The following is a 15,212-nucleotide window of genomic DNA, read 5'->3' as shown; positions in this document are numbered from 1 at the left end:
AGTGGTTCTTACACATTAGCCACAGCTAATGTGTACTTAAAAATAGGAATACATGAGTAAAACTCATGCATAAGAAATACTAATTTCTATAGAAAAAGTATTTCTTTATCGTTGTCCCACCCCAACTCGCACATTATCGTAAGCTGACTTTTCGTAAGCTTCTGTGTTGGGGCCCCGCCAACTTGCATTGTCTGTAGAAATTCTTTTCGAAATTCTCTGTGTTGGGGCCCACACCCCAACTCGCATTGCCTGTAGAATTTCTTTTCGAAATTCTCTGTGTTGGGGCCCCTGACTAGAGTTGAAAAAAGCTTGTTGCAAGCGCGTTTTCATTCAGTCAACTACTAGCAATATAATATTATAGACCCTAGGACATTGATTTATGTCCCAAGCTCCTTTTAAATGATGTATATTTTTAGAAATTTAATCTAGACATAGTTGGAAATAAAAATAAAACATCGTTGCTTAATTTTGTCATAGAACATTTAAATTAACATCATGAAATTCGTTTTGGCGGTGAAAAAATAATGGATAATAATGAAAAAGAAAAAAGTAAAAGTGAACTATTAGTTGTAACAGGTTTATCTGGCGCAGGTAAATCTTTGGTTATTCAATGTTTAGAAGACATGGGATATTTTTGTGTAGATAATCTACCACCAGTGTTATTACCTAAATTTGTAGAGTTGATGGAACAAGGAAATCCATCCTTAAGAAAAGTGGCAATTGCAATTGATTTAAGAGGTAAGGAACTATTTAATTCATTAGTTGCAGTAGTGGATAAAGTTAAAAGTGAAAGTGACGTCATCATTGATGTTATGTTTTTAGAAGCAAGTACTGAAAAATTAATTTCAAGATATAAGGAAACGCGTCGTGCACATCCTTTGATGGAACAAGGTAAAAGATCCTTAATTAATGCAATTAATGATGAGCGAGAGCATTTGTCTCAAATTAGAAGTATAGCTAATTTTGTTATAGATACTACAAAGTTATCACCTAAAGAATTAAAAGAACGCATTCGTCGATACTATGAAGATGAAGAGTTTGAAACTTTTACAATTAATGTCACAAGTTTCGGTTTTAAACATGGGATTCAGATGGATGCAGATTTAGTATTTGATGTACGATTTTTACCAAATCCATATTATGTAGTAGATTTAAGACCTTTAACAGGATTAGATAAAGACGTTTATAATTATGTTATGAAATGGAAAGAGACGGAGATTTTCTTTGAAAAATTAACTGATTTGTTAGATTTTATGATACCCGGGTATAAAAAAGAAGGGAAATCTCAATTAGTAATTGCCATCGGTTGTACGGGTGGACAACATCGATCTGTAGCATTAGCAGAACGACTAGGTAATTATCTAAATGAAGTATTTGAATATAATGTTTATGTGCATCATAGGGACGCACATATTGAAAGTGGCGAGAAAAAATGAGACAAATAAAAGTTGTACTTATCGGTGGTGGCACTGGCTTATCAGTTATGGCTAGGGGATTAAGAGAATTCCCAATTGATATTACGGCGATTGTAACAGTTGCTGATAATGGTGGGAGTACAGGGAAAATCAGAGATGAAATGGATATACCAGCACCAGGAGACATCAGAAATGTGATTGCAGCTTTAAGTGATTCTGAGTCAGTTTTAAGCCAACTTTTTCAGTATCGCTTTGAAGAAAATCAAATTAGCGGTCACTCATTAGGTAATTTATTAATCGCAGGTATGACTAATATTACGAATGATTTCGGACATGCCATTAAAGCATTAAGTAAAATTTTAAATATTAAAGGTAGAGTCATTCCATCTACAAATACAAGTGTGCAATTAAATGCTGTTATGGAAGATGGAGAAATTGTTTTTGGAGAAACAAATATTCCTAAAAAACATAAAAAAATTGATCGTGTGTTTTTAGAACCTAACGATGTGCAACCAATGGAAGAAGCAATCGATGCTTTAAGGGAAGCAGATTTAATCGTTCTTGGACCAGGGTCATTATATACGAGCGTTATTTCTAACTTATGTGTCAATGGTATTTCAGATGCGTTAATTCATTCTGATGCGCCTAAGCTATATGTTTCTAATGTGATGACGCAACCTGGGGAAACAGATGGTTATAGCGTGAAAGATCATATCGATGCGATTCATAGACAAGCTGGACAACCGTTTATTGATTATGTCATTTGTAGTACACAAACTTTCAATGCTCAAGTTTTGAAAAAATATGAAGAAAAACATTCTAAACCAGTTGAAGTTAATAAGGCTGAACTTGAAAAAGAAAGCATAAATGTAAAAACATCTTCAAATTTAGTTGAAATTTCTGAAAATCATTTAGTAAGACATAATACTAAAGTGTTATCGACAATGATTTATGACATAGCTTTAGAATTAATTAGTACTATTCCTTTCGTACCAAGTGATAAACGTAAATAATATAGAACGTAATCATATTATGATATGATAATAGAGCTGTGTAAAAAAATGAAAATAGACAGTGGTTCTAAGGTGAATCATGTTTTAAATAAGAAAGGAATGACTGTACGATGAGCTTTGCATCAGAAATGAAAAATGAATTAACTAGAATAGACGTCGATGAAATGAATGCAAAAGCAGAGCTCAGTGCACTGATTCGAATGAATGGTGCACTTAGTCTTTCAAATCAACAATTTGTTATAAATGTTCAAACGGAAAATGCAACAACGGCAAGACGTATTTATTCGTTGATTAAACGTGTCTTTAATGTGGAAGTTGAAATATTAGTCCGTAAAAAAATGAAGCTTAAAAAAAATAATATTTATATTTGTCGTACAAAGATGAAAGCGAAAGAAATTCTTGATGAATTAGGAATTTTAAAAGACGGCATTTTTACGCATGAAATTGATCATTCAATGATTCAAGATGATGAAATGAGACGCAGTTACTTGAGAGGAGCTTTTCTGGCAGGTGGCTCAGTGAATAACCCTGAAACATCTTCGTACCATTTGGAAATTTTTTCTCAAAATGAGAGTCATGCAGAAGGCTTAACGAAACTAATGAATAGTTATGAATTGAATGCCAAACATTTAGAGCGAAAAAAAGGAAGTATTACGTATTTAAAAGAAGCGGAAAAGATTTCGGATTTTCTTAGTTTGATAGGTGGCTATCAAGCGTTATTAAAATTTGAAGACGTACGTATTGTAAGAGATATGCGTAATTCTGTTAACCGACTCGTTAATTGTGAAACGGCAAATCTAAATAAAACAGTTAGTGCTGCGATGAAACAAGTTGAGAGCATTAAATTGATTGATAAAGAAATTGGTATTGAAAATTTACCAGACAGGTTGAGAGAGATTGCTAGAATTCGAGTAGAACATCAAGAAATTTCGTTGAAAGAGCTTGGAGAAATGGTATCAACTGGTCCAATTTCAAAATCAGGTGTAAATCACCGATTAAGAAAACTTAATGATTTAGCCGATAAGATTAGAAATGGTGAACAAATAGAATTATAAGTAAGAAGGTGTTTTTGGTAGTGAATTATCAAAAACACTTTTTTATGTTTAAAAAGTGTTTAATGAATAATAGTCGACTAACTATTAAATTGAGCTGGAAAGTTTAATGAAGGAAATTCAATAACCAAGTGATGCCTAATTTTCTCATTAAATAGCATCATATGTATCAATTTGGTCATAAGAAAATATGAATGTGATAATTAATTGAGTCCCTGAAAGTCCCTGATCATAGACAAAAACAAAATCAGCATAAATAAGAATCCCGACATTGCGGGATTCTCTGTATTGAAAAGTATTGTATTTTATTAAAACAGCCTCCTTGAAGGGAATTGAACCCCTATCTTAAGAACCGGAATCTTACGTGTTATCCATTACACCACAAGGAGCAAATATGTAATCATATCTCTGTACTATGAGAAGTAAAATAAGTACAATCTAAAATAGATATTATCAGTTTACAAAGGAAAGAGAAAAGCGTCAAACAATGTAACTATTTAAAGTCAAAGTGTTTGACCAAGTTTGACTTAATATGTAAAATAATGAGTAACAGTTATTACAAGGAGGAAATATAGATGAATTTAATTCCTACAGTTATTGAAACAACAAACCGCGGTGAACGTGCATATGATATATACTCACGTTTATTAAAAGACCGTATTATTATGTTAGGTTCACAAATTGATGACAACGTAGCAAATTCAATCGTATCACAGTTATTATTCTTACAAGCGCAAGACTCAGAGAAAGATATTTATTTATACATTAATTCACCAGGTGGAAGTGTAACAGCTGGTTTTGCGATTTATGATACAATTCAACACATTAAACCTGATGTTCAAACAATTTGTATCGGTATGGCTGCATCAATGGGATCATTCTTATTAGCAGCTGGTGCAAAAGGTAAACGTTTCGCGTTACCAAATGCAGAAGTAATGATTCACCAACCATTAGGTGGTGCTCAAGGACAAGCAACTGAAATCGAAATTGCTGCAAATCACATTTTAAAAACACGTGAAAAATTAAACCGCATTTTATCAGAGCGTACTGGTCAAAGTATTGAAAAAATACAAAAAGACACAGATCGTGATAACTTCTTAACTGCAGAAGAAGCTAAAGAATATGGCTTAATTGATGAAGTGATGGTACCTGAAACAAAATAATTCAAAGTAAAGAGTAGACTAAGCAGTCTGCTCTTTTTGTATGAGTAAACCGAGGTGTCAATAAATTGTTTACTATACTTTGAGCGGAAATATGATTGAATGAAGCTAGTTGAACCGTAACTATATGAAATGTTCCCTTCAAAGTAGACATTGAAAGGAACATTTCAATCCTTTGTTTGTAAGTCGCTCTAGACATTACATTTAGTACATATGTTGTTTCTAATGCTCATTAATGGTATTGATTATTCTTTAATTAAATCTTCAAGTGCCATTTTTAAATTACTATATTTAAATTGGAATCCCAATGCTTGAATTTTATTAGGTAATACTTTTTGAGTATCCAATACTACTGTTGACATTTGACCAAGTATGAGACGCATTGCAAGACTTGGTGCCCAAGTTTCATGGGGCTTATGCATAGCTCTTGCTAAAGTGTAGCCAAATAAATTTTGACGCTCAGGTATAGGTGCAGTTAAATTAAACGGACCACTAGCTGACTCGTTATTTATTAAAAATAAAATAGCTTGAATTAAATCATTGATATGAATCCATGAATACCATTGTTGACCAGAACCTAATCTACCACCAATGTAATATTTGTATGGTAGTTTCATTGTTTGTAACGCACCGCCTTCATTCGATAAAATCATACCGAAACGACCGATGACAACTCGCGTACCTAATTGTTCAAATTGTTGTGCGAAACGTTCCCATTGATACACAATATCTGATAAGAAATCAAATGGTAAAGTTTTATAAACTTCTGTGTAACTCATAAATAAATCAGGAGGATAGTAACCAGTGGCGCTAGCATTAAATAAAACTTTAGGTGCTTTATTACGTGATTTAAACAATTCATATAAAGCTTGCGTAGATTGAATTCTACTTAGCATTAGCGTTTGTTTATATTCCGGTGTCCATCGTTTATTCAGTGTAGCACCTGCTAAGTTGATGACCACATCGATATTTTGAGGAACTTTGTGTTCCCACCCAGATTTAGCCCAGTTGACATATGAAATTTTCTTATCATTTGAAATTTGGTCGTGTCGCGTTAATATCGTGATATGTGAATCTGATTTTTTAATTTCATTAACTAATTGAGATCCAACCATACCAGTCCCACCAGTAATTAAGTATTGTTTCATTATCATTCACCCCATGTAATTTTGTATTTAGTTACTATTTAATAATCATTATTGTTGTTCAAAGGTTATACATTATTTAGACAATAATATGTCAATAACTTTTTTTGAATTGTATTTTAATAAAAATGATATAAGTTATAATAAAGGTGTACCTTCGATAACGAATAAACATCTCTTAAAAGTATGTGTAAAACGCTGCATGATACAAACGAAGGTAAAAATTTGACTCCCTTTAGTAGTGGACCCGTACGTTAATCGTGCGGGTCGTTTTTATTTATTTCTTATTCCCATTATACATCAATTTAAAGCATTAATTTTTTAAACAAATTTAAGAATACATAGTAATATAACAATCTAAACATAAAAACTTTTAACACAACACTTAAACCAATGCTTTAATTTTCAATACGTAGCTATAATTTGTTGTAAAATCAAAAAGGTTAAAATGTTAATTTTCAAAAAAAGGCTCAAAATATGTTTGATTTAGTTATTAAATGTTAAGATATATAAGACTACTATTTCTTTGTAAAAATGAATCCGATTTACGAGTGAGTAATAGTGAAGGCAGTTTTAAGTTGAAGAAGGCAAAAAGAGTAAATGTTTATTAATATTTGTAGAAACTAGGTAAGCAAATTAGTTGTGAAAATGTTAATGGTTGCGTGATAATTTCTATATTTAAATTAGTTTGAAGTGAGGGAGAGTATGTCGAATCAAAATTACGACTACAATAAAAATGAAGATGGAAGTAAGAAGAAAATGAGTACAACAGCGAAAGTAGTTAGCATTGCGACGGTATTGCTATTACTCGGAGGATTAGTATTTGCAATTTTTGCATATGTAGATCATTCGAATAAAGCTAAAGAACGTATGTTGAACGAACAAAAGCAGGAACAAAAAGAAAAGCGTCAAAAAGAAAATGCAGAAAAAGAGAGAAAGAAAAAGCAACAAGAGGAAAAAGAGCAGAATGAGCTAGATTCACAAGCAAACCAATATCAGCAATTGCCACAGCAGAATCAATATCAATATGTGCCACCTCAGCAACAAGCACCTACAAAGCAACGTCCTGCTAAAGAAGAGAATGATGATAAAGCATCAAAGGATGAGTCGAAAGATAAGGATGACAATGCATCTCAAGATAAACCAGATGATAATCAGAAGAAAACTGATGATAATAAACAACCAGCTCAGCCTAAACCACAGCCGCAACAACCAACACCAAAGCCAAATAATAATCAACAAAATAATCAATCAAATCAGCAAGCAAAACCACAAGCACCACAACAAAATAGCCAATCAACAACAAATAAACAAAATAATGCTAATGATAAGTAGTATTTAGTCAAACAAAAATGAACCAGTATGACAGACAACACAATTAATTAGGTTGTCTCGAATATTGGTTCTTATTTTTATAATTGTTAATTAGGGGAGAGATGATACTTAAATAGTTAGTTGTTTATTTTACGGAAAGTGAAATTTATTTTGAGTGAGGTGGGACAGAAATGATATTTTCGCAAAATTTATTTCGTCGTCTGACCCCAACTTCCACATTATTGTAAGCTGACTTTCCGTCAGCTTCTGTGTTGGGGCCCCTGACTTTAATTGAAAAATGCTTGTTACAAGTGCATTTTCGTTCGGTCAACTACTACTAATGTGACTTTTCGGATTCTAGAGCATTGATTTATGTCTTAGTTCAAATAATAAGCAAATGATTAGCGAGTCAGTATAAGGGTATACATTTGACTACAGCGAATAAAATAAAACGTTTTGTTGAATAACAAATCGAAAATATATTGCAAGCGCTTTATCAAATTATTTAGAAAATTTAAGTTTTATGCTTGCAATTTTTGAAATAGAATAGTACTATTGCAAGTGTAAAGAGGTTAATTTTTGTCCCACGCGGGACTTAAAAAGGCAACCACTGGTTGTGACATATCCTTATTTACATTTATAAATATAAGGAGGAGGTAGTAGTGAAAGACTTATTGCAAGCACAGCAAAAGCTTATACCGGATCTCATAGATAAAATGTATAAACGTTTTTCTATTCTTACTACTATCTCAAAAAATCAGCCTGTCGGACGTCGAAGTTTAAGCGAACATATGGATATGACTGAACGTGTACTGCGTTCTGAAACAGATATGCTTAAGAAACAAGATTTGATAAAAGTTAAGCCTACCGGAATGGAAATTACAGCTGAAGGTGAGCAACTGATTTCGCAATTGAAAGGTTACTTTGATATCTATGCAGATGATAATCGTCTGTCAGAAGGTATTAAGAATAAATTTCAAATTAAGGAAGTTCATGTTGTTCCTGGTGATGCTGATAATAGTCAATCTGTTAAAACAGAATTAGGTAGACAAGCAGGTCAATTACTTGAAGGCATATTACAAGAAGACGCGATAGTTGCTGTAACTGGCGGATCCACGATGGCATGTGTTAGTGAAGCAATTCATTTATTACCATATAATGTATTCTTCGTACCAGCCAGAGGTGGACTAGGCGAAAATGTTGTCTTTCAGGCAAACACAATTGCAGCCAGTATGGCACAACAAGCTGGCGGTTATTATACGACGATGTATGTACCTGATAATGTCAGTGAAACAACATATAACACATTGTTGTTAGAGCCATCAGTCATAAACACTTTAGACAAAATTAAACAAGCAAACGTTATATTACACGGCATTGGTGATGCGCTGAAGATGGCGCATCGACGTCAATCACCTGAAAAGGTCATTGAACAACTTCAACATCATCAAGCTGTCGGAGAGGCATTTGGTTATTATTTTGATACACAAGGTCAAATTGTCCATAAGGTTAAAACAATTGGACTTCAATTAGAAGACCTTGAATCAAAAGACTTTATTTTTGCAGTTGCAGGAGGCAAATCGAAAGGTGAAGCAATTAAAGCATACTTGACGATTGCACCCAAGAATACAGTGTTAATCACTGATGAAGCCGCAGCAAAGATAATACTTGAATAAGAGATAAAAAGTTTAATACTTTTTAAATATCATTTTAAAGGAGGCCATTATAATGGCAGTAAAAGTAGCAATTAATGGTTTTGGTAGAATTGGTCGTTTAGCATTCAGAAGAATTCAAGAAGTAGAAGGTCTTGAAGTTGTAGCAGTAAACGACTTAACAGATGACGACATGTTAGCGCATTTATTAAAATATGACACTATGCAAGGTCGTTTCACAGGTGAAGTAGAGGTAGTTGATGGTGGTTTCCGCGTAAATGGTAAAGAAGTTAAATCATTCAGTGAACCAGATGCAAGCAAATTACCTTGGAAAGACTTAAATATCGATGTAGTGTTAGAATGTACTGGTTTCTACACTGATAAAGATAAAGCACAAGCTCATATTGAAGCAGGCGCTAAAAAAGTATTAATCTCAGCACCAGCTACTGGTGACTTAAAAACAATCGTATTCAACACTAACCACCAAGAGTTAGACGGTTCTGAAACAGTTGTTTCAGGTGCTTCATGTACTACAAACTCATTAGCACCAGTTGCTAAAGTTTTAAACGATGACTTTGGTTTAGTTGAAGGTTTAATGACTACAATTCACGCTTACACAGGTGATCAAAATACACAAGACGCACCTCACAGAAAAGGTGACAAACGTCGTGCTCGTGCAGCGGCAGAAAACATCATCCCTAACTCAACAGGTGCTGCTAAAGCTATCGGTAAAGTTATTCCTGAAATCGATGGTAAATTAGATGGTGGTGCACAACGTGTTCCTGTAGCTACAGGTTCATTAACTGAATTAACAGTAGTATTAGAAAAACAAGACGTAACAGTTGAACAAGTTAACGAAGCTATGAAAAATGCTTCAAACGAATCATTCGGTTACACTGAAGACGAAATCGTTTCTTCAGACGTTGTAGGTATGACTTACGGTTCATTATTCGACGCTACACAAACTCGTGTAATGTCAGTTGGCGACCGTCAATTAGTTAAAGTTGCAGCTTGGTATGATAACGAAATGTCATATACTGCACAATTAGTTCGTACATTAGCATACTTAGCTGAACTTTCTAAATAATTTTAGTATAGTTTTTATTCAAATACGCTAGTGCTCAGAACTATTTAGCATTAATTAAAGCTTATGAGTAAGCGGGGAGCACAAACGCTTCTCCGCTTATTTTTATATAAAATTTCCTAATTACAAGGAGGAAACACCATGGCTAAAAAAATTGTTTCTGATTTAGATCTTAAAGGTAAAACAGTCCTAGTACGTGCTGATTTTAACGTACCTTTAAAAGACGGTGAAATTACTAATGACAACCGTATCGTTCAAGCTTTACCTACAATTCAATACATCATCGAACAAGGTGGTAAAATCGTACTATTTTCACATTTAGGTAAAGTGAAAGAAGAAAGTGATAAAGCAAAATTAACTTTACGTCCAGTTGCTGAAGACTTATCTAAGAAATTAGATAAAGAAGTTGTTTTCGTACCAGAAACACGCGGCGAAAAACTTGAAGCTGCTATTAAAGACCTTAAAGAAGGCGACGTATTATTAGTTGAAAATACACGTTATGAAGATTTAGACGGTAAAAAAGAATCTAAAAATGATCCAGAATTAGGTAAATACTGGGCATCTTTAGGTGATGTGTTTGTAAATGATGCTTTTGGTACTGCGCATCGTGAGCATGCATCTAATGTTGGTATTTCTACACATTTAGAAACTGCAGCTGGATTCTTAATGGATAAAGAAATTAAGTTTATTGGTGGCGTAGTTAACGATCCACATAAACCAGTTGTTGCTATTTTAGGTGGAGCAAAAGTATCTGACAAAATTAATGTCATCAAAAACTTAGTTAACATAGCTGATAAAATTATCATCGGCGGAGGTATGGCTTATACTTTCTTAAAAGCGCAAGGTAAAGAAATTGGTATTTCATTATTAGAAGAAGATAAAATCGACTTCGCAAAAGATTTATTAGAAAAACATGGTGATAAAATTGTATTACCAGTAGACACTAAAGTTGCTAAAGAATTTTCTAATGATGCCAAAATCACTGTAGTACCATCTGATTCAATTCCAGCAGACCAAGAAGGTATGGATATTGGACCAAACACTGTAAAATTATTTGCAGATGAATTAGAAGGTGCGCACACTGTTGTATGGAATGGACCTATGGGTGTATTCGAGTTCAGTAACTTTGCACAAGGTACAATTGGTGTATGTAAAGCAATTGCAAACCTTAAAGATGCAATTACGATTATCGGTGGCGGTGATTCAGCTGCAGCAGCAATCTCTTTAGGTTTTGAAAATGACTTCACTCATATTTCAACTGGTGGCGGCGCGTCATTAGAGTACCTAGAAGGTAAAGAATTGCCTGGTATCAAAGCAATCAATAATAAATAATAAAGTGATAGTTTAAAGTGATGTGGCATGTTTGTTTAACATTGTTACGGGAAAACAGTCACAAGATGACATCGTGTTTCATCACTTTTCAAAAATATTTACAAAACAAGGAGTGTCTTTAATGAGAACACCAATTATAGCTGGTAACTGGAAAATGAACAAAACAGTACAAGAAGCAAAAGACTTCGTCAATGCATTACCAACATTACCAGATTCAAAAGAAGTAGAATCAGTAATTTGTGCACCAGCAATTCAATTAGATGCATTAACTACTGCAGTTAAAGAAGGAAAAGCACAAGGTTTAGAAATCGGTGCTCAAAATACGTATTTCGAAGATAATGGTGCGTTCACAGGTGAAACGTCTCCAGTTGCATTAGCAGATTTAGGCGTTAAATACGTTGTTATCGGTCATTCTGAACGTCGTGAATTATTCCACGAAACAGATGAAGAAATTAACAAAAAAGCGCACGCTATTTTCAAACATGGAATGACTCCAATTATTTGTGTTGGTGAAACAGACGAAGAGCGTGAAAGTGGTAAAGCTAACGATGTTGTAGGTGAGCAAGTTAAGAAAGCTGTTGCAGGTTTATCTGAAGATCAACTTAAATCAGTTGTAATTGCTTATGAGCCAATCTGGGCAATCGGAACTGGTAAATCATCAACATCTGAAGATGCAAATGAAATGTGTGCATTTGTACGTCAAACTATTGCTGACTTATCAAGCAAAGAAGTATCAGAAGCAACTCGTATTCAATATGGTGGTAGTGTTAAACCTAACAACATTAAAGAATACATGGCACAAACTGATATTGATGGGGCATTAGTAGGTGGCGCATCACTTAAAGTTGAAGATTTCGTACAATTGTTAGAAGGTGCAAAATAATCATGGCTAAGAAACCAACTGCGTTAATTATTTTAGATGGTTTTGCGAACCGCGAAAGCGAACATGGTAATGCGGTAAAATTAGCAAACAAGCCTAATTTTGATCGTTATTACAACAAATATCCAACGACTCAAATCGAAGCGAGTGGCTTAGATGTTGGACTACCTGAAGGACAAATGGGTAACTCAGAAGTTGGTCATATGAATATCGGTGCAGGACGTATCGTTTATCAAAGTTTAACTCGAATCAATAAATCAATTGAAGACGGTGATTTCTTTGAAAATGATGTTTTAAATAATGCAATTGCACACGTGAATTCACATGATTCAGCGTTACACATCTTTGGTTTATTGTCTGACGGTGGTGTGCACAGTCATTACAAACATTTATTTGCTTTGTTAGAACTTGCTAAAAAACAAGGTGTTGAAAAAGTTTACGTACACGCATTTTTAGATGGTCGTGACGTAGATCAAAAATCCGCTTTGAAATACATCGAAGAGACTGAAGCTAAATTCAATGAATTAGGCATTGGTCAATTTGCATCTGTGTCTGGTCGTTATTATGCAATGGACCGTGACAAACGTTGGGAACGTGAAGAAAAAGCTTACAATGCTATTCGTAATTTTGATGCCCCAACTTATGCAACTGCCAAAGAAGGTGTAGAAGCAAGCTATAATGAGGGCTTAACTGACGAATTCGTAGTACCATTCATCGTTGAGAATCAAAATGACGGTGTTAATGATGGAGATGCAGTGATCTTCTATAATTTCCGACCTGATAGAGCAGCACAATTATCGGAAATTTTTGCGAACAGAGCATTCGAAGGCTTTAAAGTTGAACAAGTTAAAGACTTATTCTATGCAACATTCACTAAGTATAACGACAATATCGATGCGGCTATCGTTTTCGAAAAAGTTGATTTAAATAATACAATTGGTGAAATTGCACAAAATAACAATTTAACACAATTACGTATTGCAGAAACTGAAAAATATCCTCACGTTACTTACTTTATGAGTGGTGGACGTAACGAGGAATTTAAAGGTGAACGCCGTCGTTTAATTGATTCACCTAAAGTTGCAACGTATGACTTGAAACCAGAAATGAGTGCTTATGAAGTTAAAGATGCATTATTAGAAGAGTTAAATAAAGGTGACTTGGACTTAATTATTTTAAACTTTGCTAACCCTGATATGGTTGGACATAGTGGTATGCTTGAGCCGACAATCAAAGCAATCGAAGCGGTTGATGAATGTTTAGGTGAAGTCGTTGATAAGATTTTAGACATGGACGGTTATGCAATTATTACTGCTGACCATGGTAACTCTGATCAAGTATTGACGGATGATGATCAACCAATGACTACGCATACAACGAACCCAGTACCAGTGATTGTAACAAAAGAAGGCGTTACACTTCGAGAAACTGGTCGCTTAGGTGACTTAGCACCTACATTATTAGATTTATTAAATGTAGAACAACCTGAAGACATGACAGGTGAATCTTTAATTAAACACTAATATTGTAAAAGATGTTAAGTAAACGCTTAATGACACTTATTTTTTGAAAATAATAGTAATATCATTTTGTTAAATGAAAGAATAAAGCTATAATAATTATAGAATAACTATTTAAAGGAGATTATAAACATGCCAATTATTACAGATGTTTACGCTCGCGAAGTCTTAGACTCTCGTGGTAACCCAACTGTTGAAGTAGAAGTATTAACTGAAAGTGGCGCATTTGGTCGTGCATTAGTACCATCAGGTGCTTCAACTGGTGAACACGAAGCTGTTGAATTACGTGATGGAGACAAATCACGTTATTTAGGTAAGGGTGTTACTAAAGCAGTTGAAAACGTTAATGAAATCATCGCACCAGAAATTATTGAAGGTGAATTTTCAGTATTAGATCAAGTATCTATTGATAAAATGATGATCGCATTAGACGGTACTCCAAACAAAGGTAAATTAGGTGCAAATGCTATTTTAGGTGTATCTATCGCAGTAGCACGTGCAGCAGCTGACTTATTAGGTCAACCACTTTACAAATATTTAGGTGGATTTAATGGTAAGCAGTTACCAGTACCAATGATGAACATCGTTAATGGTGGTTCTCACTCAGATGCTCCAATTGCATTCCAAGAATTCATGATTTTACCTGTAGGTGCTACAACGTTCAAAGAATCATTACGTTGGGGTACTGAAATTTTCCACAACTTAAAATCAATTTTAAGCAAACGTGGTTTAGAAACTGCAGTAGGTGACGAAGGTGGTTTCGCTCCTAAATTTGAAGGTACTGAAGATGCTGTTGAAACAATTATCCAAGCAATCGAAGCAGCTGGTTACAAACCAGGTGAAGAAGTATTCTTAGGATTTGACTGTGCATCATCAGAATTCTATGAAAATGGTGTATATGACTACAGTAAGTTCGAAGGCGAACACGGTGCAAAACGTACAGCTGCAGAACAAGTTGACTACTTAGAACAATTAGTAGACAAATATCCTATCATTACAATTGAAGACGGTATGGACGAAAACGACTGGGATGGTTGGAAACAACTTACAGAACGTATCGGTGACCGTGTACAATTAGTAGGTGACGATTTATTCGTAACAAACACTGAAATTTTAGCAAAAGGTATTGAAAACGGAATTGGTAACTCAATCTTAATTAAAGTTAACCAAATCGGTACATTAACTGAAACATTTGATGCAATCGAAATGGCTCAAAAAGCTGGTTACACAGCAGTAGTTTCTCACCGTTCAGGTGAAACAGAAGATACAACAATTGCTGATATTGCTGTTGCTACAAACGCTGGTCAAATTAAAACTGGTTCATTATCACGTACTGACCGTATTGCTAAATACAATCAATTATTACGTATCGAAGATGAATTATTTGAAACTGCTAAATATGACGGTATCAAATCATTCTATAACTTAGATAAATAATCATTTTAAACATTAAGTACTGCCATAATTTTAGTTGAGGATTATTATGTCGGTATAAATTGAATAAAGTTTTTGAGTTCACGCTTAAAAAGTTCACGCTTGTATTTATAACCTGCCACAGAGTTGAGACTGTGGTAGGTTTTTTATTTTGAAGTATTATTCATAACAGACTAATAATCATGAGGTAACTAATAACACATATTTAACT

Annotated in this window: 12 protein-coding genes; 11 read left to right on the top strand and 1 reads right to left on the bottom strand. The window is 34.1% G+C overall.

Annotated features, from left to right (window positions below):
• The first annotated feature begins 524 nt into the window (after nt 1-524).
• From rapZ to clpP, 4 genes are all read left to right on the top strand, one after another.
• A complete protein-coding gene (rapZ, locus tag IDG66_RS09655) occupies nt 525-1,436 on the top strand; it encodes an RNase adapter RapZ (RefSeq protein WP_000369722.1) in 912 nt (303 codons plus the stop codon).
• Nucleotides 1,433-2,428: a YvcK family protein gene (locus IDG66_RS09650; RefSeq protein WP_001248939.1), complete on the top strand. Its 996-nt coding sequence runs from the start codon at nt 1,433-1,435 to the stop codon at nt 2,426-2,428. Before rapZ ends, IDG66_RS09650 begins: the two co-directional genes overlap by 4 nt.
• A gap of 110 nt (nt 2,429-2,538) precedes the next feature.
• On the top strand, nt 2,539-3,483 hold the full coding sequence (gene whiA, locus IDG66_RS09645) for a DNA-binding protein WhiA (protein WP_000006551.1): 945 nt from the start codon (nt 2,539-2,541) through the stop codon (nt 3,481-3,483).
• A gap of 572 nt (nt 3,484-4,055) precedes the next feature.
• Nucleotides 4,056-4,643 (top strand): ATP-dependent Clp endopeptidase proteolytic subunit ClpP, encoded by a 588-nt coding sequence (gene clpP / locus IDG66_RS09640; protein WP_001049165.1) that lies wholly within the window; start codon nt 4,056-4,058, stop codon nt 4,641-4,643.
• A 242-nt stretch (nt 4,644-4,885) separates the two neighbouring features.
• Here clpP and IDG66_RS09635 read toward each other — a convergent pair whose 3' ends face one another.
• Complete coding sequence (locus IDG66_RS09635) at nt 4,886-5,788, bottom strand: TIGR01777 family oxidoreductase (protein WP_000816305.1); 903 nt, start codon at nt 5,786-5,788, stop codon at nt 4,886-4,888.
• Between the two features lie 702 nt (nt 5,789-6,490).
• Here IDG66_RS09635 and IDG66_RS09630 point away from each other — a divergent pair.
• The 7 genes from IDG66_RS09630 (at nt 6,491) to eno (ending at nt 15,004) form a co-directional block, all read left to right on the top strand.
• Entirely contained in the window at nt 6,491-7,120 is a 630-nt protein-coding gene (locus IDG66_RS09630) for a DUF4887 domain-containing protein (protein ID WP_000070829.1), read from the top strand.
• 641 nt (nt 7,121-7,761) lie between these two features.
• Nucleotides 7,762-8,775 carry a sugar-binding transcriptional regulator gene (locus IDG66_RS09625; RefSeq protein ID WP_000654030.1) on the top strand — a complete coding sequence of 338 codons (1,014 nt, stop codon included), beginning with the start codon at nt 7,762-7,764 and terminating at the stop codon, nt 8,773-8,775.
• A gap of 52 nt (nt 8,776-8,827) precedes the next feature.
• A complete protein-coding gene (gene gap / locus IDG66_RS09620; protein ID WP_000279414.1) occupies nt 8,828-9,838 on the top strand; it encodes a type I glyceraldehyde-3-phosphate dehydrogenase in 1,011 nt (336 codons plus the stop codon).
• A gap of 138 nt (nt 9,839-9,976) precedes the next feature.
• Nucleotides 9,977-11,167 carry a phosphoglycerate kinase gene (locus IDG66_RS09615; RefSeq protein ID WP_001074749.1) on the top strand — a complete coding sequence of 397 codons (1,191 nt, stop codon included), beginning with the start codon at nt 9,977-9,979 and terminating at the stop codon, nt 11,165-11,167.
• 121 nt (nt 11,168-11,288) lie between these two features.
• Nucleotides 11,289-12,050: a triose-phosphate isomerase gene (gene tpiA / locus IDG66_RS09610; RefSeq protein WP_001260089.1), complete on the top strand. Its 762-nt coding sequence runs from the start codon at nt 11,289-11,291 to the stop codon at nt 12,048-12,050.
• 2 nt (nt 12,051-12,052) lie between these two features.
• Nucleotides 12,053-13,570: a 2,3-bisphosphoglycerate-independent phosphoglycerate mutase gene (gene gpmI / locus IDG66_RS09605; protein WP_001085505.1), complete on the top strand. Its 1,518-nt coding sequence runs from the start codon at nt 12,053-12,055 to the stop codon at nt 13,568-13,570.
• Nucleotides 13,571-13,699: 129 nt separating this feature from the next.
• Nucleotides 13,700-15,004, top strand: a complete 1,305-nt coding sequence (gene eno / locus IDG66_RS09600; protein ID WP_001121760.1) for a surface-displayed alpha-enolase — start codon at nt 13,700-13,702, stop codon at nt 15,002-15,004.
• Nucleotides 15,005-15,212: the final 208 nt, after the last annotated feature.

This window comes from Staphylococcus sp. EG-SA-18 (assembly GCF_017151825.1).
GTDB lineage: Bacteria > Bacillota > Bacilli > Staphylococcales > Staphylococcaceae > Staphylococcus > Staphylococcus aureus.
This window is presented reverse-complemented; position numbering and strand designations above follow the sequence as displayed.

What these genes read in the sequence shown, in the direction of transcription:
- IDG66_RS09650 (WP_001248939.1), top strand. Translation starts at nt 1,433, where the DNA reads ATGAGACAAATAAAAGTTGTACTTATCGGTGGTGGCACTGGCTTATCA.
- gpmI (WP_001085505.1), top strand. Translation starts at nt 12,053, where the DNA reads ATGGCTAAGAAACCAACTGCGTTAATTATTTTAGATGGTTTTGCGAAC.
- IDG66_RS09630 (WP_000070829.1), top strand. Translation starts at nt 6,491, where the DNA reads ATGTCGAATCAAAATTACGACTACAATAAAAATGAAGATGGAAGTAAG.
- rapZ (WP_000369722.1), top strand. Translation starts at nt 525, where the DNA reads ATGGATAATAATGAAAAAGAAAAAAGTAAAAGTGAACTATTAGTTGTA.
- gap (WP_000279414.1), top strand. Translation starts at nt 8,828, where the DNA reads ATGGCAGTAAAAGTAGCAATTAATGGTTTTGGTAGAATTGGTCGTTTA.
- tpiA (WP_001260089.1), top strand. Translation starts at nt 11,289, where the DNA reads ATGAGAACACCAATTATAGCTGGTAACTGGAAAATGAACAAAACAGTA.
- whiA (WP_000006551.1), top strand. Translation starts at nt 2,539, where the DNA reads ATGAGCTTTGCATCAGAAATGAAAAATGAATTAACTAGAATAGACGTC.
- clpP (WP_001049165.1), top strand. Translation starts at nt 4,056, where the DNA reads ATGAATTTAATTCCTACAGTTATTGAAACAACAAACCGCGGTGAACGT.
- IDG66_RS09615 (WP_001074749.1), top strand. Translation starts at nt 9,977, where the DNA reads ATGGCTAAAAAAATTGTTTCTGATTTAGATCTTAAAGGTAAAACAGTC.
- IDG66_RS09635 (WP_000816305.1), bottom strand. Translation starts at nt 5,788, where the DNA reads ATGAAACAATACTTAATTACTGGTGGGACTGGTATGGTTGGATCTCAA.
- eno (WP_001121760.1), top strand. Translation starts at nt 13,700, where the DNA reads ATGCCAATTATTACAGATGTTTACGCTCGCGAAGTCTTAGACTCTCGT.